Genomic DNA, 20,386 nt, shown 5'->3' with positions numbered 1-20,386 from the left:
GCATTAAATAGAAAAGACAATGGAGGGGCATTTATATGATTTGGTTATCTTTAATCCCACCTCTAATTACCATAGTTATTACCTTTAAAACAAAGAAGTTAATACCTGCACTTTTTACTGGAGTTGTTGTAGGGTCTTTTATTAATACCCGTTCATTATTAGGAGGCATTACAGAGATAGGTAGCTATATTATCGATGCTGTAGCTGATAAAGATAGTGCGTATACTCTAGGATTTCTTATTAGTTTTGGAGCATTGGCTGATTTGATTGAGATGGCGGGGGGAATTGCAGGCTTTAGTGATAAAGTAAGTAAATGGATAAAGAGCGAAAAAGGTGTACTTGGATGGGCTTGGTTTTTAAGTATATTTACTTTTTTCGACAGCTCATTTCATACAATAGCAGTAGGAACGATGCTAAATCCAGTATTGCAAAAAGTAAAGGGCTCAAAAGAGAAATTTGCTTTTGTACTATCGGTAACAAGTTTACAGCTTATTTTATTAATTCCTATTGCAACAGCATACCTAGGATACATGGTAACACTGGTCACCAATAATATAAGGGGGACTGGAATTACTGAAAGTGCCTATATGATTGTTGTAAAAAGTGTTATATGGAATTTTTTCTCATGGTCTATGTTACTGCTAGCTGCATTAGTCTCTTTGATGGGGTTGGGGTTTGGTAGGATAAAGCTAGGAAGGGCTATTGCAATAGAAGAAGAATTTACTGAGGCTCATATTGAAAGAGAAGAAAAAGCTAGTGAACAAATCGAAGAATACCCCAAAAAAAGCAGAAATCTTCTGATACCAGTTTTAATTTTGTTGATCAGTACAATTTTCTTTTTTTGGTGGACTGGAAGAGAAGAAGCGGAAACTTTTTTTGGAGCACTAAGCGCTGCAAACTTCAATGCATCAATATTTGCGGGTGTATTGTTGACTTTACTTATTACCAGTATTTATTTCATGCTACAAAAAATTAGTCTTGCAGAAATTGAGGCGCATATTATCATAGGAGCAGAAAAGGTTATGGGTCTGGTGATGATTCTTGTATTGAGCTGGGCCCTTACGCTTGTAACTGAAGAGCTTGGTTTTAATAGGCTCATTGCTGAAGGGATGATTAAAAATATCCCTAATTTCTTAATACCATCGGTATTATTTTTGATTGCAGGAATACTAGCATACACCATTGGTTCTTCGTGGGCAACTTGGGCGTTGATTATGCCGTTAGCAATCACCTTTGCAATTAATTCGGGAATTAATGTTGCAATTATGGTAGGGACAGTATGGGCGGGCGGAGCAGTAGCAGACGTAGTCTCTCCACTCTCAGCACAAATGTCTGATACATCCTTCGGGGATCATTTGATTACATCTCTTCCTTATGTAATAGCGGGAGTAGTATTATCTCTAGCTGGATATCTACTGATAGGTTTTACTATTGTAAGATGAAAATAAATGAGATGCGATATTGCATTTATAAATTTTACAGAAGCTAAAAAATATATGCTGAGAAAAATTTCTTCATAATTTCTTCAAAATACTTTCCTATAATGTAAGTAAGTTAATAAGGTTACCTAAAAATATAAGGGAGGAAAATATTATGAAGAAGAGATTATTAGTAATAGCAGGAGTAACAATTATTGCAGCTACATCAATAGCAGGATATGCCTTTGCTGAAGAAACAAACTTTGTAAGACCTATGAATGCTACAAGAGGTTATTTGGCCCAGGAGGGAATAACAGAAAGAAACTTTAGTAACCACTGCGGAAATAGTGAAGATATGATCCAAGCAATGAGAGAAAATGGTTTTGAGGACATGATTATCTGGATGGAAGAAGGAGATTTTAAATCAATGGATGAGTTTATGAATAATCTATCTGATGAAGATTATGAAAAAATGATTGATTTAATGAGAGAGAATGGCTATGGAAACAAAGCTAGAATGATGGAATCTGTTGGAAGAGAAGGTATGACAAACATGCATAACTCTATGATGAGAGGAAAAGGTGCTAGATTCAACATGATGGGTCGTTTTCAATAATAAAAATAGGGTAGATATTACAATGTCCAGTATTTTTTTATACTGGACTTTATAATATTAAAGCAAAAACTTTATGGATAAAGTAATTAGATATAGGGAGTGGGAAAATGGATTATTCGGCGAGAAATATCCTTATAGTAGAGGATGAGGAGAGTATTGCAGATGTAGTTAAAGCCTATCTAAAAAAAGAAGGGTATAATACTTTTATTGCCTATAGTGGAAGTGATGCCATGGATATATTTAATCATGAGGAAATTGATTTGGTAATTTTGGATTTAATGCTACCAGACCTGTCAGGAGAAGAAGTTTGCAAGAAAATCCGAGTCAGATCCAAAGTGCCAATACTCATGCTGACAGCGAAGGCAGAGGAATCAGATAAAATTTATGGATTAGATATTGGAGCAGATGACTATATTACTAAGCCCTTTAGCCCAAAGGAGTTAGTAGCTAGAGTAAGGGCTATCTTAAGAAGAATAGGTACTGAAGAGGTAAAGGCAAATATACTAGATTTTTCTGATGGAGATTTAACGATAGATTTAAATAAGATGGAGGTAAAAAAGCAAGGCAAAATTGTGAGTTTAACAGCAAAAGAGTACAAGTTACTGAGTATATTAGTTCAATATGTAGGAAAGATATTTAGTCGTGAAGAACTGGTGGTTAAAGTATTAGGTTACGATTATGAAGGTTACGATAGAACTATAGATACCCATGTAAAAAATATAAGGCAAAAGATTGAGGATGGCAACATCAAATATATTGTTACTGTATATGGCGTAGGGTATAAGTTTCGGGAGGGTTAAAAATGTTCAATAAACTAAGAATAAGGTTTATTTTAATGACTTTAGGAGGAGCTGTTTTCTCAATTCTTTTAGTGAGCATTATTACAAACATAACTGTATTTAGCAGGTTTGAGGTTTATATGCAAAGAGAGCAGGAAAATAGACTAGAAGAAGTAATCAATCTGATTGAGGAGTCCTATGCCGTAAATGGGGGATGGACAGAGGAGACATTATATAATATTAATATTTCTCACCTTATCCATAGTTTTGACATTGAAATTAAGGATGAACAAAATAATATTGTGTATACTCACTATATGGACAATAACATGATTCAGCTACATAATCAGATGATGGGTAAAATGGGACATCCTATGATGGGTAGGGGGTCTAGGGGGATGATGAACCAAAACATAAGGGGAGAAAACTACATTGTAGAGAATCATGAAGGATTTTTTGATAATGAAAGGATTGGAACCATAGCAATTGGGCACATAGGTCCTTTTCAAGTATCTGAAAGGGAAATAGAATTTACTAAAGGCATAAATAGATCTATCCTGTATAGTGCAATTATTTCAATTATATCAGCGATTTTACTAGGAATCTACTCTTCAAGGATTTTTTCAAAGCCAATTTTGCAGATTACCAAGGCAGCTAATTTTATAAGGGAGGGCAAGCTAGATACTAAGGTGGAAATACTCAATAACATAGTAGAACTCCAAGAACTTTCTAGTTCTATTAATCATTTAGCTAGCTCACTAAATAATCAGCAGTTATTAAGAAAAAGATTAACTTCTGACATATCCCATGAGTTAAGAACTCCTTTAACCATATTACAAAGTCATATCGAGGCGATCAGTGATGGCATATGGGAACCCACCCAGGATAAATTAGATATATGTAAGAATGAAGTTATTAGATTGATTAAGCTGGTGGAGGAGCTAAAACACTTGACAGACATAGAAGGTCATAGGCTTAACTTAAAAGTTCAACAATACTCTTTATCTAAAAATTTAGATGAAGTGGTAGAGAGCTTTAAATTAAAGTTTCAAGATAAAGGAATTAAAGTTTATAGCAGTATTCAGAAGGATGTTCAGATAAAAGGAGATAGGGACAAAATTAAACAGGTATTAATAAATATGTTATCAAATGCTCTTAAATTTACAAAATCAGGAGGAAGAGTTAAGGTAGATCTAGTAGAAGAAAAGGAGATAATAAAAATAACTATTGATGATACAGGAATTGGTATAGATAATAGGGACCTTCCATATATATTTGAACGATTCTATAGAAGTGATGAATCAAGAAATAGGAAAACTGGAGGAGCTGGAATAGGACTAACCATTACAAAAACCTTAGTTGAAGCCCATGGTGGTAAAATCAGTGTAGATAGTGAAAAAGGCAAAGGAACTAAGTTTATAATAATGCTACCTAAGTAAAATGTCATTTATCTATCAAAATCATGTTGAGTGTGTTACACTGACAGAGCTAATTGCAATAACTGAATGACCATTTATAGGCCAGTTGGGGTGGATCTGATGTCACCTTGACTGGCTCTTTTTACTGTAAATTTTATATGAAAAGAGATTTCGAAAACTATTTTATGGAAAACTACATGAGAAATAGTGCGAAAAAAGAAATGCCTATTTTACACCTGAAACATGTGAATATTATGCTTGTTGAACAATTAAATTGAATACAGTTTACTTTTGAAACGTCAGTCTGATTAAATTGGACACATAATAGATATTCGAAGATAAGATGAGGGTTGCGTAGGTGGAGAAATTCATGGTAATACTATACTCAGAACTAAGTTTATTATCGGAATAATTACTATTGACAGATCGACTATTCAGTGATACTATATACTAGTAGTAAGTAATACTGAATACCAGTTATACTGAATAGCGAGGAGGGATTACACTGGAAAACCTAACAGAATTGCTCAAAGGCGTGCTAGAGGGTTGTGTCCTTGAAATTATAAGCCGTGGAGAAACCTACGGCTACGAGATCACCCGTCGACTGAACGCCCTCGGTTTTTCGGATGTTGTGGATGGTACAGTTTATACAATCTTGGTGCGGCTTGAGAAAAACAAGTTGGTGGAAATTACAAAAAAACCATCGGATGCGGGGCCGCCGCGAAAGTTTTTCGTCCTCAACGACGGGGGACGCAAGGAATTACGGAAGTTTTGGGAAAAATGGGAGTTTCTATCATCAAAAATTAACCAGTTAAAGGAGGAAATATAATGAATTTCTGGGAAAAGGTCACAGGAAGTGACATGACAAAACAAATGCAAACCTTCGATTCCCGTGCCAAAAAGCTGCCTGCTGATTTTCAAGGGGCATGGGAAAAAATAAACGCCAATCTTTGGCATCACTCAGATTTCACCGGTCGCAACCTCATGCCAATTCTTGATGGTGTCCTTGATTTGTTGGAGGAAACAGTGGCGGACGGTCAGAGTGTACAAGAGGTTTTGGGTGATGATATCGAAGGTTTCTGTTCAGCCCTGGTGGGCGAAGAAGGCGCAAAGTCTTATCGCGACAAGTGGCGCCAGCAACTGAACAATAATATCTCAAAAAAATTAGGTAAATAGGAGGATAATATGAGTATACGAGAAATTATCGAAGGTAAAAAAGAGTGGAGAGCCCATGTGGCCCGTGTCAAAGGGCTTCCGCAGGATTATCAGATTGTTTATAAAGAGATCCAAAAATATTTCTTTAAGGTAGGCCCTGTTGAGTTAACCGAAGGAACAGGGTTGCTTTCGGGAATTATAGATCTTTTTGAAGAGGGTGCGGCCTTGGGGAAAGGCGTGCTTGAGGTGACGGGCAGTGACGTTGCAGCCTTCTGCGACGATCTAATAAAAGATTCAGAAACTTACGCGGACATTTATAAAGAATATGTTGAACAAGAAGTTAACAAGGCCACGAAAAAGATTACAGATAAATCAAATAAAACAAAGTAAAAGGGGGATATGTATTCGCAATGAGGGCATATAAGCGCAAAGCAGCTTATTGTTTCAAGTAAAGGGGTGATAGAGTGTGTAAATACCAGTGGATATTATGTCCGATCTGTGACAACAAAACAAGGGTCAAGATACATGGTGATACGGTGCTTGAAAACTTCCCACTATTTTGTCCCAAGTGTAAGCAGGAAACTATAATCAATGTAAAGCAACTAAATATGTCAGTTATCAAAGAGCCAGACGCTAAGACGCAGAGCCGATAACATGTGAGATTATTCACTGTTACCGGCTCTTTATTTTTTAATAGGAAAGTCCTACTTTCCTATTAAGTACGGGGTTGTTAAGGGGGCGGTCCCCCTTATGATTAATGAGGAGGATACAGCGAAGCGTCCTAAGGAACTCAGGGGTTCCTTTGGAAAACAAAAGCATTTTATCCATTGATAATTAACGCATGAAATGCTTTTGTTCTATGGTGGGCTAGATGAATTTATATATTGACTATACGACAGAAATAGCTGCCGACATGGAGCAGACCATAAAAAATGAACTTGTTCAAAACTTGGAGCTTAATAAGAATAGGAATGGAGTGTTAATTATGTTTTTATCAACATCAAACCTTACTAAAAGCTATAATACAGGGATTATTACCCATGTACTCAAAGGTGTGGGCCTTGAGATGAAAAGAGGAGAAATTGGAGTAATATTAGGCCCCTCTGGTTCAGGTAAATCTACCCTGATGAATATTATAGGTGGTGTGGACAGGGCAGACGGTGGCACGGTGGAAGTGGACGGTAATCGTATTACGGATCTAAACAACAGCCAACTGGTTGAATACCGTCGGGAGAGCGTAGGCTTCATCTTCCAGTTTTACAACCTTGTGCCGAACCTAACAGTAGCCGAAAACATCGAGGTTGTGTCCAACATAAGTAAAAAACCACTTAAAACAGATGAGATGCTTTCTGCTGTCGGGCTTTACGACAAAAAGAACCGTTTCCCCCGGGAACTTTCCGGTGGCGAACAGCAACGGGTATCCATCGCACGAGCCATCGTCAAAAATCCAAAACTCCTGCTATGCGATGAGCCCACTGGAGCGCTAGACCTCGAGACTTCCCGTGGCGTGCTGTCATTGCTCCAAAAAGTAAACGAACAGTTTGGCACCACCATACTGATGATTACCCACAACAGCGCCATCGCCGGTATGGCGCAGGTTGTGTTCCGGATGAGAAGCGGCGAGGTGGCGGAAGTTGCCCACAATTCCGAAATAATCCCGGCGGAAAGGATTGAATGGTGATGGTTCTGCGAAAACGTGTATGGCGAATCATAAAGGAAAACAAAGGGCGGTATATTGGTATCGTTATTCTGATTCTTTTAGGCAGCTTTTATTTTACCGCGGCTACAGGGGTAGCAAATAACCTCGAAAAAATGGTTGTCGGGTTTGCCGAAGAATACAGGCAGGAAGACTTGACATTTTCGACAGACAAGTCCATTGAGGATATTGCGGCGCTGGAGGATGAATCCGGTGCACTGATAGAGGCTTACCGGCAGTACGACATCAAACTGCCCGACGGAGAACTGCGGCTACTTAGCCTTTCTGCTAAAATCAATATCCCAGCGGTATTATCAGGGAGAGGTCTTGAAAACCCTGGGGATATTTTACTGGATCCGTATTTTAGTCAGACTCATGGCTTGAATATAGGCGGTGAAATAGAGCTAAACGGTAAAACCTTCAATATAGTAGGTACAATGGCTGTACCCAATTATGTTTTTATTCTCAAAAACCTTTATGATGTGCTGCCAACCAGTGGTTTTGGCATCGGGATTGTTTCCAGCGCCGATATCGAGGCGTTCCCGGAGGTGGTCACGGTCTATTCGGCATACTTTGAGGATAGGGAAAACATAAATGGACAGACATCGAAGTTACATGGACTTTTAAGCGAAAAAGGATATTCTCTTTCTGAGTGGATGGTCGCCGGGAATAACAAGCGCGTAAGTATGCCTTGGGCAAATATTTCCAGCATGAAGTCCATGAGCTTTCCAGTAGCAACGGTTTTTTTTCTTCTTAGCTGTATTATTGTAGCAGTGATGATCATGCGTATAGTTAAGTCCGACGGCGTAGTCATCGGAACGTTGTACGCACAGGGATACCGGCGCCGTGAACTGACCAGGCACTTTATGGCGATCCCTGTGTTGCTATCCGGGGTGGGAGGTTTTGCGGGTACACTGCTTGCGCTGCCTGGTGTAAGGCCCGTTGTTAATTCTATGTTGATTTATTACATCCTGCCGGATAAAGGCATTACCTTCTCTCCATTAAACCTAGTGCTTGCCGTGCTGATACCGGTGGCCTTCATCAGTCTGTCAAGTTTTCTTTTTATACGCAAGATACTCAAAAAAACCGCTGTTGAGCTGATGAAGGGGGACGAGCAAAAAGCAAAGGTGAATTTTATAGAAGCCACACTCCGACTGGATCGGCTCAAATTCAATACCAAATTCCGAATCCGGGAGCAGGTACGAAGCATACCTCGTCTGTTGTTCTTAGTGCTGGGGGTTAGTGCTGCGTCAATGATACTGCTGTTTGGTTTTACCTTCAACTACTCGATGGATGAGGTTAACAGGGGGGCGCTGGAGAGATACGTGTATCCCCTGGAGTATAACTTTAAGGAAGTACAGAATTTACAGGATAGAAGTATTCCTAAAGGGGCGGAGCCCTACAATGCCAGCCGAGCCTATCCCGAGGGTAGAGAATCGGTTGAGTTTTATCTGGTGGGAATGGAGACGGATTCTGTAGGCCTCAAGATGAAGGACCTGGGGGGCGACCAGCTGCCCAGAGATCAAGTAAATATTACGTATCCACTGGCCAGCAGGCTGAAGCTCAAGGAAGGGGATACCATCAGCTTTGTAAACAAGCTGGATGGAAAATCATACAGCCTGATAATCGATGGGATCGTCGAAGCCTACGGTGAACAATTTGTTTTTATGCCCCTTGAGGAGTTCAATCGCATAACTGGTCATCCTCCTGGAAGCTACCGTACCGTCCTCAGCAGCCACGAGATAGATTTTGACGAAAGCCAGCTTTCTGGGGTGATGGATGCACGAGATCCCGAGGCCTTTGAAGACCTCAACATGTCAACGACGCTGATAGTTGCGTCTGTAACGGCCTTGGCCGTGCTTATTGCGGTCATTATTATCTTCCTTGTGACGTCGTTGATGATTGATGAGAGTCGGAACACCATCTCACTGCTCAAAGTATTGGGCTACCGCGGGAATGAGCTGGCGAGGCTGATTCTGAACAGCTCTACGCCGGCGGTGTTTATCGGCTACTGGCTGGGGCTGCCGTTAATGCTGGCCTTCGGGAACATCCTATACGGTTATGTTGCGGAGACCATCAATATGGTGATACCCATGATTGTGAACCCGTTGTATGTCCTGATAAGTTTTATAATTATTTTCGCCGTGTACGAAATAACCAAGTGGCTGTGCGGGAGGAAGCTGGCGAAAATATCCATGAGTGAGGCACTGAAAGCGGGTACGGAGTAAGTTGTTTGGACCCTTTACGAAATATTACCATCTCTCTATCAAAACCAAGTGGAGACGGTATCCTTGATAGAGAAGAAGTAATTAAAAGTGACTCTATTAGAAATCCCTTTATTTTCAAGCTCTATAATGAGTTTATTCTTCCCAAATTAATACCAATCCTATATATCCAACTCACAAGGTTAGTAGACCTTTTAAGCTTAGAATATTAGTAAAGCATCGAAAAACGACTAAAAACAAGCTGAACGACCAAATTTGGGCGGAACAACGTCAAAATTATGGTCGTTTTTTTATGTTTTTTTAAAAGTATAAGCTGATATATATGATAAAGACGTTTATGATAAAGCCTGTCAGCAAAAACACAGTTTATATTTTAATGTGGCATGCAACTTGCATTTTGGTTAACTAACAAGTTAAGGAAGTGATGAATTATGAAGAAAGACATACATCAGATTATGGAAGAGCAAGGAATTGAGGCTCTTTTCATCAGTGAGATACATAACGTCAGATACCTCAGTGGATACAAAAGTGATGATGCCTATCTATTGCTGATAAGGGATAAGCGTTATTTAATAACAGATCCCCGATATATAGAGGAGGCTTCTGATAATTGCAAAGGTTACCAAATTGTGAACTGGCGCGATTACAATGGTGTAGGATATACAGTGGCTGATTTGCTTCTTAGTGAAAAAGTTGAAAGCTTATACTTTGAGGAAAACAATATCAGCTTTGATCTATTCAGCCAATTAAAAAAGGAGACGAAGGCAAAACTCTTTCCTGTTAAAGGAATTATAGAGAATCTAAGGTCTGTTAAAAATCTTGATGAAATCGTTTGCTTAAGAAAAGCATGTGAGATTGGAGATCGGGCTTTTAGTAGAATACTAAAGGACATAAGGGTGGGCGTCACTGAGAGAGAACTTTCGGCAAAGCTGGCCTATTATCTTAGAATTGAAGGTTCCGACGCCAGGTGCTATGAAAACATTACACTTTCAGGTGCTAGAACTTCTTTGTTACATGGCATTCCGTCAGATAAGCCCATTGAACAAGGGGATCTAATCCTAATGGATTTTGGTGCTGGGTATCAGGGCTATCTTTCTGATATGAGCCGTACAGTTGTTATGGGAAAAGCCACTGAAAAACAGCGGGAAATATACAGTATCATCAAGAAGTCGGAGGAAGATATGATGGCCTCTGTAAAGGCAGGAGTGGATGCTAGGAACACCTATATAGCCTCATTGAAGGCTATGGAGGACTCAGTATACAAGGCATACCATTACACAGGAGTTGGACATGGTATTGGTCTTGCTGTTCACGAAAAGCCCTTTATTGGGCCAAAATCCAAAGCCCGGTTTGTTGCTAATAATATCATAACCCTTGAACCGGGGATATACATTCCTAAATGGGGGGGGGTGAGAATAGAAGATCAAGTTATAGTGACAGATGAAGGTTGTGAAGTCTTGACAAAATCACCAAGGGATTTAATTGAGCTTAACTAACAAAGATGCTGGATCAAACAAACATTATAAGGATGATCAAAATGAAAAACTTTGGTAAACAAAAAGGAGGATATTATGAAAAAGAAATTTATATCTATGATGAGTTTATTGTTAATAGTAATGATGTTTATTACAGCATGTGGTAAGGCAACGGACAAGGATCTTCAGCCAGCCGGCGGCGGTGGTGATAACAAAGTAAAAAGAACTGACCTGAATTTAGGAGCAATAGGAGAACCAAAAACTCTTGACCCTACTCAGGTAAGCGACTTAGTTGCATTTTATGTAACGCATCAAATTTACAATCATTTAATTGATAATAGAACTGATGGTAATTTAGTGCCAGGTCTTGCAGAAAGCTGGACATACTCAGATGATGGTACAGAAATTACTTTCAAACTAAGGGAAGGTGTCAAATTTCATAATGGAGATGTAATGACAGCAGATGACGTTGTATACTCTTTTGAAACTGCTATAGCATCAGCTTTTACTCAAGGGGTTACTTCAGTTATGGAATCGATGAAGAAGGTTGATGAGAATACCGTCACTTTAATATTGAAGCATTCCTATGGACCTATTGAGTATTGTGTAGCTTCTTCCCAAATACCTATACTTAATAAAAAAGTGCATGAAGCTAATCCAGATGGATATGGAAGAAATCCTATAGGAACAGGACCATATAAATTCGTGGAATGGAGAAGCGGAGATAGTATAACACTTACCGCATTTGAAGACTATTATAAAGGTGCTGCTGAGATTAAAGATGTAACTTTCAAAATAATAACTGATGGAAGTACGGCAGTTGTTGCTTTAGAAAATGGCGAAATTGATATAATTGATACACCACCTAGAACTGATCGACAAAATTTAATTAATAATCCCAATATAGAATATTATGAAACAGAAATAGCTGCTACTGTATTTATTGCAATAAATCATCATAGTGAGATAGGTAAAAATAAGAAATTAAGAGAAGCTATCGCCCATGCTATAGACAAAGAATCTTTAATTATAGGTTCTGTTGAAGGAATAGGAACAGCTTTGGAAACTCCAATGGCTAAATCAACTTTTGGTTGGCCAGCAGATTTCAAAAATAGAGAATATAATGTAGAAAAAGCAAAACAATTATTAATAGAAGCTGGTTACCCAAATGGATTAGATATAACATTAAAAACTAATGAATCAGCTACTTATTTCAAACCAACAGAAGTTTTACAAGATCAATTAAGACAAATTGGTATTAACGCAAGCATATCTAAAATGGAAAGAGGAGCTTTTTGGGATGATATACTTACTAAACGCGATTATGAAATAGTTGTTTCAGCAGCTACAACGGCGTATCCTGATGCTGATTATATCTATTCAACATTCCATGGTAAGATGGTAACTGAAGGAAGAAATTACTTTAATTATGCGAATCCAAAACTTGACGAACTTTTAGAAAGAGGAAGATTGTCAAATGATCAAGAAGAAAGAAAACAAATTTACAGAGATATATGTGAATTGTTTAAGGAAGATGTAGTGTCTATTCCTCTATACACATATATGACACCGATTGCAGCTAATAAAGATTTACAAGGAGTCATGGCACATCCCACCAATAGAATGTTTGTATACGATTATTCTTGGAAGTAAATTAAGAAGCGTCAATAAATACTCATAATTTAAACTATATTTGCCTTGATATATGTCAAGGCAAATATAGATATTAGAGATAATGCATAATTTCAAAATGATCTTGAGGCAATAAAAAATCCATAGTGGAACACAACTTGCAATATAGGAGGAAAGGAAAAATGTTAAAATATATAGCTAAAAGAGTTTTGTTGATGATTCCTGTTATATTGGGCGTCTCATTTATAGTTTTTTTGATAATGAGCTTCACCCCGGGTGATCCGGCAAGACTTATACTTGGACAAGGTGCAAGTTTTGAAGAAGTAGCAAATTTAAGAGAAGCAATGGGATTAAATGATAACATTTTAGTTAGATATTTTAGATATGTAAAGGATGCGGTTTTTAAATTTGATCTTGGTAATTCATATTCTACTAAACTGCCTGTTACAATTGAATTGTTTGAAAGGTTTCCCAGCACTTTAAAGCTGGCATTTGGTTCAACACTCCTGATGATATTCATAGGAGTTCCAGTGGGTATTATATCTGCAGTTAAACAATATTCCTTAATTGATAGAATTAGTCTAGTTACAGCACTATTGTTAACTTCAATGCCGGCATTTTGGCTGGGGCTTATGCTGATTTTATTTTTTTCCCTCAGACTTGGATGGTTACCGGCAACTGGTGTAGATACAATAGTTCATTTTATTCTGCCTTGTACAACTCTTGCAGCCGCAATGATGGCATCTTTAATCAGGATGACAAGGTCTAATATGCTGGAAGTAATAAGACAAGATTATATAAGGACAGCACGTGCAAAAGGCGCAAAAGAGATGACAGTTATATATAAGCATGCTTTAAGAAATGCCCTTCTTCCCGTAATAACAATTATAGGTTTGAATTTTGGTGGACTTTTAGGAGGAACTATGATAATAGAGAGCGTATTTGCAATGCCTGGGCTTGGAACTTTAACAATAAATGCAATTAGGATGAAGGATACACCCACTGTAATGGCATCAGTGTTGTTCGTTGCAATATTTGCAGGAATAATTAATCTTATAGTAGATATTCTATATGTTTATGTAGATCCAAGGATTAAATCTCAATATTCAAAAAGTTAATAGGGGGTGATTCGGATGACAAGTATAAGCGATAAGATGACAAGTAAAAGTAAAGTAGAAGTTAAATCAAAGATAAAAAAGAGAAGTCAACTAAAATCTATGTTTTTTAGGTTCAAAAAAAATAAATTGGCTATGTTTGGTCTTGTAATATTAACTTTGATGTTTTTGATAGCAGTATTTGCAAATTTTATTGCTGATTATGAGGCTGATGCAATTTCACAGAATATGCAGGCTAGACTTCAGACTCCTAACCGTGATCATATTTTGGGGACGGATCATTATGGAAGAGATATATTTGCCAGAGTGGTATTCGGAGCCAGAATATCGTTGTTCGTAGGTGTTGTTTCTATAACCCTATCGTTGGCTGTAGGAGTTGTGATTGGTTCAGTGGCAGGATACTACGGCGGAAAAATAGACAATGTTATAATGCGATTAATGGATGTTCTTTTAGCTATACCACAAACTCTAATGGCTATATCCATAGTGGCTGCCTTAGGAGCTGGAATATTCAATCTTTTACTCGCCATGAGTATATCGTCGGTTCCAAGATTCTCAAGGATAGTTAGGTCTTCAATATTATCAATATCTGGTCAAGAATTTATCGAAGCAGCAAAGGCGTGTGGTACAAGTGATGCAAGAATAATATCAAAACATATTATACCTAATGCAATCGGCCCGATAATAGTTCAGGCTACACTGAATATGGCATCTACGATAATCAGTATAGCAGGATTGAGTTTTATCGGTTTGGGAATTGAACCGCCTATTCCAGAGTGGGGTTCTATGCTTTCAGAGGGAAAGGCATATATGAGATATTATCCCCATTTGGTTATTATACCAGGAATTGCAATAGTGTTTGCAGTAATGGGATTAAATTTAATAGGAGATGGTTTAAGGGATTCATTGGACCCAAGATTAAAGAATTAAAAATAGGGGTGTAATTATGACTAATAAATTATTGAGAATAGAAGATTTGTATGTTGAATATGAAACAGATGATGCCACGATGCATGCTGTTAATGGTTTAGATTTAGAAATAGAAGAAGGTGAAACATTAGGACTGGTTGGAGAAACAGGAGCCGGTAAAACAACGGCAGCATTAAGTGTAATGAAATTATTGCCTGAAAAGATAGGTACAATTAAAAAAGGGAGAATAGAGCTTGATAATTTAGATATAATCAATGCAGCTGAAGCTGATATGAGAAGCATCAGGGGAAATATTGTATCAATGATATTTCAAGATCCTATGACAAGCTTAAATCCAATATTGACAGTAGGTGATCAGATATACGAAGTTTTGAAGCTTCATAGAAAGGATTCTTCTAATGCTCAACTGAGTAAAAGAGTTGATGAGATATTGCAGTTAGTAGGAATACCCTCCGATAGAAAAAACAATTATCCACATCAATTTTCAGGCGGAATGAAACAAAGAGTGGTAATAGCTATAGCACTTGCTTGTGAACCTAAATTATTGCTTGCTGATGAACCTACAACAGCATTGGACGTAACAATACAGGCCCAAGTTTTAGAAATGATGAAAACATTAAAGGAAAAATTAAAAACATCAATGATACTAATTACTCACGACATGGGGGTTGTAGCTCAAACTTGTGATAGAGTTGCAATAATGTATGCAGGAGAAGTAATTGAAATCGGCAAGGTAGAAGATATATTTGAAAATAAAAATCATCATCCATATACTGAAGGGTTATTTGGTTCGATACCAGACTTAACTAAATCAACTAGAAGATTGAGCCCTATACAAGGCTTGATGCCTGATCCGACAGATTTGCCAAAGGGATGCGCATTTAATCCCAGATGTCCTAAATGTATGGACAAATGTAAAATAGAAAAACCGGCCAATGCCGTAAATGGAAGCCATACAATAAAATGCCATTTATTCAAATAATGTAATAAAAATAAAGTTAAAATTTACTTGTGAATGAAGGGAGAAATTCGATGGATAATCCTTTAGTGGAAACAATGGGTCTAAAAAAATATTTTAATACGCCAAAAGGAAATTTGCATGCCGTAGACGGTATAGACATTAAAATTCAAAAAGGAAGTACATTGGGAGTTGTAGGCGAGTCAGGTTGCGGCAAATCTACTTTAGGAAGAGCTATTCTTAGGCTTCTGGAGCCAACTGATGGAAAAATATTATTTGAAGGAAAAAATATAGTTAATTATAGCAGAAAAGAAATGATTGAAATGAGAAAGCAAATGCAAATCATATTTCAAGATCCCTACGCTTCTTTAAACCCCAGAATGACAGTAAGTGAAATAATTGCCGAACCTATAAAGGTTTGTAAAACAATAACAAATAAAACTGAAATAGATAACAAAATATTTGAATTAATGGAAACCGTAGGATTGGCAGAAAGATTCGTTAACACTTATCCTCACGAATTGGATGGAGGCAGAAGACAAAGAATCGGAATCGCAAGAGCATTGGTATTGGATCCAAAATTTATAGTATGTGATGAGCCCGTATCTGCACTGGATGTTTCAATACAAGCGCAAATATTAAATCTCATGATGGATTTACAAGAAAGCCGTGATTTAACATATATGTTTATAACTCATGATTTAAGCGTAGTAAAACATATTAGCAATGAGATAATGGTTATGTATATGGGAAAATGTGTTGAAAAAGCGTCATCGGATGAATTGTTTAGCAATCCTCTCCATCCTTATACAAAAGCCTTGCTGGATGCTATTCCTGTACCTAATCTTTCAGGGCGAAACTCTAAGAGAGAAATAATAAAAGGAGAGGTATCAAATCCAATTAATCCAAAACCAGGCTGTCGATTTGCAAATAGATGTACTTTTGCTAAGCCCGAGTGTACACAATATGAGCTGGAATTACAAGAACTTGCTCCTAATCACTTGGTTGCATGTACTTTATATAATTAAAAGATTTAAGAAGGGAGAAGTAAAATGAGAGATATCGATTTAATTTATAGCTACAGGTTGTTAGACAGAGATTGTGCTTTATTTTCCGATAAAATAAGGAACAAAAGAGATTATGAAACTAAGTTATTTATACCACATACAAATAACATAAAATCTTTAAATGAAGAATTAGATGAATTGGAAGAAAGAGTAAATTCCATAGCAAGACCAGATGATGTATTTGATTTAATTCAATGCCATATGAAGGATTTTGTTATTGGACAAAGAGTTGAATTACAGAGCATATATGAAAGACCTTCCAGAACTATTAACGTGTTTATGTCTACTTTTACCAATGCAGTCAGAAATGATTCAAGACCTGATCCACAAAAAGTAGAAATTTTGATTAATAGATTTTCACAAGCAGATTTAATTTGGGAGGGAATCAGAACATGGATTTCAGATGTATCCCTTATGTATCTGAAGGAATTAATTGATAATTGTCAAATCTTTATTGATACAATGACAGTTGAAATTCCAAGGCTTCCGCAGAATTTCAGTCAATTAAATGAAAAACAATATATAGAATTGGTTGATGCAATCCAAGTACTTTCTTCGAAAATGAGAGCCTGGATTGAAGAGATTAAAAGAATCATAGAAGAAAGAGGGATCAGTGAAGTCAAGGAAGCCTCAGACGATGATATCATCAAATTTGAAGAAGAATATTACAGAACTCTTCTAGAAGATATAATAGGTGTAAATCTTAATGAAATTCTTTTTTGGCATGAAGATGAAATAGAAAAAACAAGAAATGAAGTATTTGAGATAGCTAATAAGCTTAACATATCAGATCCTATACCTAAAACTATGAGTGAGGTAAATGAAATACTACTTAAATATGCAGGACCATGTGATACACCAGAAGAAATGTACGAAAGAGCCAATGGATATATTCTAAGGGCAAGAGGGGCTTGTGAAGGATATGTTTTATTACCAGAAGATGAGATATGCCTGGTAAAAAAGGTACCTGAACAATTGAAATTGTCATATCCATGGGGGGGGTTACGGGGGCGGATGTCCCATACGAAGACCACTACAGGGACATATGTTTTTAAATAACTATAATTTCAAAGCAGTAACAGATGGTTGGATAAAAATGAATACAGTCCATGAAGCATATCCGGGACATCATGTTCAATTTGTAAGAACAACCCTTGACCCAGTACCTGAAACGGTAAAAATAGGAGCTAAATCAGCGCCTATAACAGAAGGAACTGCCCATAGGTCAGAAAGATTGTTTGAATTTGTATTTATAGAAGATCAATTTTATCCTCTATTTGTTGCATACAGAAGACATCATACTTCAGTGAGAATAAAGGCTGATTTAATGCTTAGATATTACGGAAAACCTATTAAAGATGTAGTTCAGCTTTATGTTGAAGAACTTGGATTTGATAGAGGAACTGCAAGAGGTCAAGTAAAGGCACAGGAAGGACAACAAGGTTATTTTACAACATACTATTATGGATTGAAGAAACTTTGTGATTGGGAAAAAAAATATGGTTTTAATGAAAAAGAGTTTACAGAGCTATTATTTGCTGCAGGAAGAATTAGCTTAGAGAATTTTGAGAAATTTTTAAAATTAAGCGAAGATGATAAGCATAGCTATCTGAATGATTTCCCAAGCTTATTACAATTTCAATAAAATAATTTGAGTATGTAAATTAATTCTAATACTAATGAGACTTGGGAGTGATGCATTACACTCCCAAATCTTGGTACATTCTAATTAGGAGGTGACAAAAATTGAAAATTCATAAAAAGTTAAGCTTTTTACATGTTAAGGAAATGTTTAGTAGTGGGGCACGGAGGTTAAAAGGGAAATACTCAAAAAAAATCCAGAAGAATACCAAGAAGGTAATTAAAACCAATAAGTCAAACTTGAAAAAGAAGAGTTTGATGGCGGGAGGTTTATTGTGCAGCATTATATTAGTTGTACTTATGACTTCTGTAATCTTTGATATTGCTTCTGTAGAGCAGGCAGGTAACGATAAATATATAGAAAGTGAATTAGTAGTTGCTTCCAATGCCGTAACGGATTTTTTGAACTCGAACATCGAAAATCTTGCCAACCTGGAAGGAATAGCGAAATCAATGATAGAAACTAGCGGATTTCAAGTTCATACGTATAATAGGATTTTAAATAATAACATAATACATAACCGCTATATACACGGTATATGGTTCAGATTTGAGGACAGTAGATTCGTTGACAGCAACTCAGCCTACGCAGATGGTGGAAAATATAACCCTTACTACTACAGAGAAAACGGAAACATAAAAAGAACAGTTCTTAATGCACAAGGCTTGATGGATAATGAAGAAGATGGATTCTTTTATTATGACACATACAAATCGGGTAATATTCATATACACGACCCAGTAGTATGGGATGTAGATGGTAAAGATGTGGAAATAATTTCTATAGCCTATCCTATTAACCTTTTCGGGGTTAACGAAGGAGCTGTTGGTGTTAACATTGAAACAGAGTATATAAACGAATTTTTGTCAAAAATGAAGATATTTGAAAATGGTAAATTTGTTTTAACCTATGATGAAGAGCATCACTCTGATAATTATACTAAAAGTGTACCTCTTGTATTGGATAGAAGATTAGGTAAAGAAATTGAATGGTATATAACAGCAGATGTACCCTACAGCGACCTATACCAATATAAAAATAGGTTGTGGAAATTAGGTATAATAGGAAGTACAGCCCTTATAACATTATTAGGTGCTATGTCGCTGTTGATAGGAAGTATAACCAAACCTATAACCCACCTTTCAAGTCAGATGGAAGTTGTTGGTAGAGATCTAGATTTTACATTAATAGACAATAAATTCAACAACAGAAAAGATGAGTTAGGTACATTAAGTTCTTCTCTAGAGACCCTAATAAATAGCTTTAGAGAAGCCCTACAGAGAACGAAAGAGTCGGGAACCAAGCTTAATTTGATGGCATCTGAATTAGAGATGAAAACTAAATTATCGGAAAAAGGTCTTAATGAAGCTGCTCAAGGTGTTTCTGAAATATCAAAAGCCAGTGAAGAGCAGGCATCCGATACAGAAAGAAGTCTTAACCTGGTAATGGAGCTAAACGAGGGTATAGACATTATATCAAATGAAATATCAGCTGCATTGGATTCGATAAAAGAGTTGGACAGTGTTATATATTTATCTCAGGAGACTACTGAGGGACTGGAATTAGTTAATGCTAACAATATTAATAAAGTGTTAGAAGTAGTAAAAATTGTTCATAACAATAATCTTAAGATAAATGATATAACTAAAGCCAGTGACAATATAAAGGGCATTGCTGAACAAACCAACCTTTTAGCACTTAATGCCGCTATAGAGGCGGCTAGAGCAGGGGAATCTGGAAGGGGCTTCGCAGTAGTGGCAGATGAAGTTAGAATGTTGGCTGAGAAAAGTAATGAATTAGCTCAGAGTATAAGTAATACTGTCACAGACCTTATAAAAGATTCTAATCAGATGGCAAGTGAAATATCCGACGTTAAGTCTTCTACCGAGAACCAGAGTGAGTACGTGACAAACACCGTTAGTTATTTTAACATTATTAAAAATAATAGCGTAAAGCTGTTGGAGGTAATGGGAGAGATAAATAGGAGCACAGTAAAAATCTCAGAATCAAAGACCTCTTTATCAGAAGTTATGGGAAATCTATCCTCTATAACAGAAGAAACATCAGCAGCTGCTCAACAGGTAAATGGGGTAACAGATGAGCAGTTGAAAGTAGTAAGAGAAGTGAAACTTGTTAGTGAGAATCTAAGCAAAGAATCAAATGCTTTAGAAAAAGAGGTAAACAGATTTAAAATTTGATAAAAGCAATTGGGGATAAAAGCATTAACAGGGTAGAACAAAATTTCAATTGATGATCTTTT

At 36.9% G+C, this 20,386-nt stretch carries 20 protein-coding genes; all 20 read left to right on the top strand.

Features of this window, described 5'->3' with window-relative positions; all coding sequences use genetic code 11:
- Positions 1-35 precede the first annotated feature (35 nt).
- The 20 genes from BLP68_RS05065 (at position 36) to BLP68_RS04970 (ending at position 20,324) form a co-directional block, all read left to right on the top strand.
- Positions 36-1,442 (top strand): Na+/H+ antiporter NhaC family protein, encoded by a 1,407-nt coding sequence (locus BLP68_RS05065; protein WP_091540824.1) that lies wholly within the window; start codon positions 36-38, stop codon positions 1,440-1,442.
- Between the two features lie 151 nt (positions 1,443-1,593).
- Positions 1,594-2,034, top strand: coding sequence for a hypothetical protein (locus BLP68_RS05060; protein WP_091540822.1), 441 nt, complete (start codon positions 1,594-1,596; stop codon positions 2,032-2,034).
- 107 nt (positions 2,035-2,141) lie between these two features.
- Positions 2,142-2,834: a response regulator transcription factor gene (locus BLP68_RS05055; RefSeq protein WP_091540820.1), complete on the top strand. Its 693-nt coding sequence runs from the start codon at positions 2,142-2,144 to the stop codon at positions 2,832-2,834.
- A gap of 2 nt (positions 2,835-2,836) precedes the next feature.
- Positions 2,837-4,252, top strand: coding sequence for a sensor histidine kinase (locus tag BLP68_RS05050; RefSeq protein ID WP_091540817.1), 1,416 nt, complete (start codon positions 2,837-2,839; stop codon positions 4,250-4,252).
- A 514-nt stretch (positions 4,253-4,766) separates the two neighbouring features.
- Positions 4,767-5,060, top strand: coding sequence for a PadR family transcriptional regulator (locus BLP68_RS22425; RefSeq protein ID WP_408606024.1), 294 nt, complete (start codon positions 4,767-4,769; stop codon positions 5,058-5,060).
- Positions 5,060-5,407: a DUF1048 domain-containing protein gene (locus BLP68_RS05040; RefSeq protein WP_091540811.1), complete on the top strand. Its 348-nt coding sequence runs from the start codon at positions 5,060-5,062 to the stop codon at positions 5,405-5,407. Before BLP68_RS22425 ends, BLP68_RS05040 begins: the two co-directional genes overlap by 1 nt.
- A gap of 9 nt (positions 5,408-5,416) precedes the next feature.
- Positions 5,417-5,776: a DUF1048 domain-containing protein gene (locus BLP68_RS05035; RefSeq protein ID WP_091540808.1), complete on the top strand. Its 360-nt coding sequence runs from the start codon at positions 5,417-5,419 to the stop codon at positions 5,774-5,776.
- A 74-nt stretch (positions 5,777-5,850) separates the two neighbouring features.
- Positions 5,851-6,039 (top strand): cysteine-rich KTR domain-containing protein, encoded by a 189-nt coding sequence (locus BLP68_RS05030; RefSeq protein WP_091540805.1) that lies wholly within the window; start codon positions 5,851-5,853, stop codon positions 6,037-6,039.
- Positions 6,040-6,257: 218 nt separating this feature from the next.
- Positions 6,258-7,067: an ABC transporter ATP-binding protein gene (locus tag BLP68_RS05025; protein ID WP_330389076.1), complete on the top strand. Its 810-nt coding sequence runs from the start codon at positions 6,258-6,260 to the stop codon at positions 7,065-7,067.
- A complete protein-coding gene (locus tag BLP68_RS05020) occupies positions 7,061-9,310 on the top strand; it encodes an ABC transporter permease (RefSeq protein WP_091540803.1) in 2,250 nt (749 codons plus the stop codon). Before BLP68_RS05025 ends, BLP68_RS05020 begins: the two co-directional genes overlap by 7 nt.
- A gap of 5 nt (positions 9,311-9,315) precedes the next feature.
- Positions 9,316-9,519, top strand: a complete 204-nt coding sequence (locus BLP68_RS05015) for a hypothetical protein (RefSeq protein ID WP_091540800.1) — start codon at positions 9,316-9,318, stop codon at positions 9,517-9,519.
- A gap of 219 nt (positions 9,520-9,738) precedes the next feature.
- Positions 9,739-10,803 carry a M24 family metallopeptidase gene (locus BLP68_RS05010; RefSeq protein WP_091540798.1) on the top strand — a complete coding sequence of 355 codons (1,065 nt, stop codon included), beginning with the start codon at positions 9,739-9,741 and terminating at the stop codon, positions 10,801-10,803.
- A gap of 75 nt (positions 10,804-10,878) precedes the next feature.
- Entirely contained in the window at positions 10,879-12,435 is a 1,557-nt protein-coding gene (locus tag BLP68_RS05005) for an ABC transporter substrate-binding protein (protein WP_091540795.1), read from the top strand.
- Positions 12,436-12,596: 161 nt separating this feature from the next.
- Positions 12,597-13,532 carry an ABC transporter permease gene (locus BLP68_RS05000; RefSeq protein WP_091540793.1) on the top strand — a complete coding sequence of 312 codons (936 nt, stop codon included), beginning with the start codon at positions 12,597-12,599 and terminating at the stop codon, positions 13,530-13,532.
- A 15-nt stretch (positions 13,533-13,547) separates the two neighbouring features.
- Positions 13,548-14,459, top strand: coding sequence for an ABC transporter permease (locus tag BLP68_RS04995; protein ID WP_091540791.1), 912 nt, complete (start codon positions 13,548-13,550; stop codon positions 14,457-14,459).
- 16 nt (positions 14,460-14,475) lie between these two features.
- Positions 14,476-15,441, top strand: a complete 966-nt coding sequence (locus BLP68_RS04990; protein WP_091540789.1) for an ABC transporter ATP-binding protein — start codon at positions 14,476-14,478, stop codon at positions 15,439-15,441.
- Between the two features lie 50 nt (positions 15,442-15,491).
- Positions 15,492-16,445, top strand: a complete 954-nt coding sequence (locus BLP68_RS04985; protein ID WP_091540786.1) for an ABC transporter ATP-binding protein — start codon at positions 15,492-15,494, stop codon at positions 16,443-16,445.
- Between the two features lie 24 nt (positions 16,446-16,469).
- Positions 16,470-17,543 carry a DUF885 domain-containing protein gene (locus tag BLP68_RS22240; protein WP_091540784.1) on the top strand — a complete coding sequence of 358 codons (1,074 nt, stop codon included), beginning with the start codon at positions 16,470-16,472 and terminating at the stop codon, positions 17,541-17,543.
- 37 nt (positions 17,544-17,580) lie between these two features.
- The gene (locus BLP68_RS22235; protein WP_330389075.1) at positions 17,581-18,129 is read left to right on the top strand and encodes a DUF885 family protein; all 549 of its coding nucleotides are present in this window, start codon (positions 17,581-17,583) and stop codon (positions 18,127-18,129) included.
- A 101-nt stretch (positions 18,130-18,230) separates the two neighbouring features.
- A complete protein-coding gene (locus tag BLP68_RS04970; protein ID WP_091540778.1) occupies positions 18,231-20,324 on the top strand; it encodes a methyl-accepting chemotaxis protein in 2,094 nt (697 codons plus the stop codon).
- Positions 20,325-20,386 lie beyond the last annotated feature (62 nt).

Source organism: Alkaliphilus peptidifermentans DSM 18978 (assembly GCF_900101495.1).
Lineage (GTDB): Bacteria > Bacillota > Clostridia > Peptostreptococcales > Natronincolaceae > Alkaliphilus_C > Alkaliphilus_C peptidifermentans.
Note: the sequence above shows the minus strand (reverse complement) of the source record. Positions and strands in the feature narration are given on the sequence as shown.

What these genes read in the sequence shown, in the direction of transcription:
- BLP68_RS04990 (WP_091540789.1), top strand. Translation starts at nt 14,476, where the DNA reads ATGACTAATAAATTATTGAGAATAGAAGATTTGTATGTTGAATATGAA.
- BLP68_RS04985 (WP_091540786.1), top strand. Translation starts at nt 15,492, where the DNA reads ATGGATAATCCTTTAGTGGAAACAATGGGTCTAAAAAAATATTTTAAT.
- BLP68_RS05020 (WP_091540803.1), top strand. Translation starts at nt 7,061, where the DNA reads ATGGTGATGGTTCTGCGAAAACGTGTATGGCGAATCATAAAGGAAAAC.
- BLP68_RS05060 (WP_091540822.1), top strand. Translation starts at nt 1,594, where the DNA reads ATGAAGAAGAGATTATTAGTAATAGCAGGAGTAACAATTATTGCAGCT.
- BLP68_RS05000 (WP_091540793.1), top strand. Translation starts at nt 12,597, where the DNA reads ATGTTAAAATATATAGCTAAAAGAGTTTTGTTGATGATTCCTGTTATA.
- BLP68_RS22235 (WP_330389075.1), top strand. Translation starts at nt 17,581, where the DNA reads ATGAATACAGTCCATGAAGCATATCCGGGACATCATGTTCAATTTGTA.
- BLP68_RS05065 (WP_091540824.1), top strand. Translation starts at nt 36, where the DNA reads ATGATTTGGTTATCTTTAATCCCACCTCTAATTACCATAGTTATTACC.
- BLP68_RS05055 (WP_091540820.1), top strand. Translation starts at nt 2,142, where the DNA reads ATGGATTATTCGGCGAGAAATATCCTTATAGTAGAGGATGAGGAGAGT.
- BLP68_RS05025 (WP_330389076.1), top strand. Translation starts at nt 6,258, where the DNA reads ATGAATTTATATATTGACTATACGACAGAAATAGCTGCCGACATGGAG.
- BLP68_RS22240 (WP_091540784.1), top strand. Translation starts at nt 16,470, where the DNA reads ATGAGAGATATCGATTTAATTTATAGCTACAGGTTGTTAGACAGAGAT.
- BLP68_RS05050 (WP_091540817.1), top strand. Translation starts at nt 2,837, where the DNA reads ATGTTCAATAAACTAAGAATAAGGTTTATTTTAATGACTTTAGGAGGA.
- BLP68_RS05040 (WP_091540811.1), top strand. Translation starts at nt 5,060, where the DNA reads ATGAATTTCTGGGAAAAGGTCACAGGAAGTGACATGACAAAACAAATG.
- BLP68_RS05005 (WP_091540795.1), top strand. Translation starts at nt 10,879, where the DNA reads ATGAAAAAGAAATTTATATCTATGATGAGTTTATTGTTAATAGTAATG.
- BLP68_RS05010 (WP_091540798.1), top strand. Translation starts at nt 9,739, where the DNA reads ATGAAGAAAGACATACATCAGATTATGGAAGAGCAAGGAATTGAGGCT.
- BLP68_RS04995 (WP_091540791.1), top strand. Translation starts at nt 13,548, where the DNA reads ATGACAAGTATAAGCGATAAGATGACAAGTAAAAGTAAAGTAGAAGTT.
- BLP68_RS05035 (WP_091540808.1), top strand. Translation starts at nt 5,417, where the DNA reads ATGAGTATACGAGAAATTATCGAAGGTAAAAAAGAGTGGAGAGCCCAT.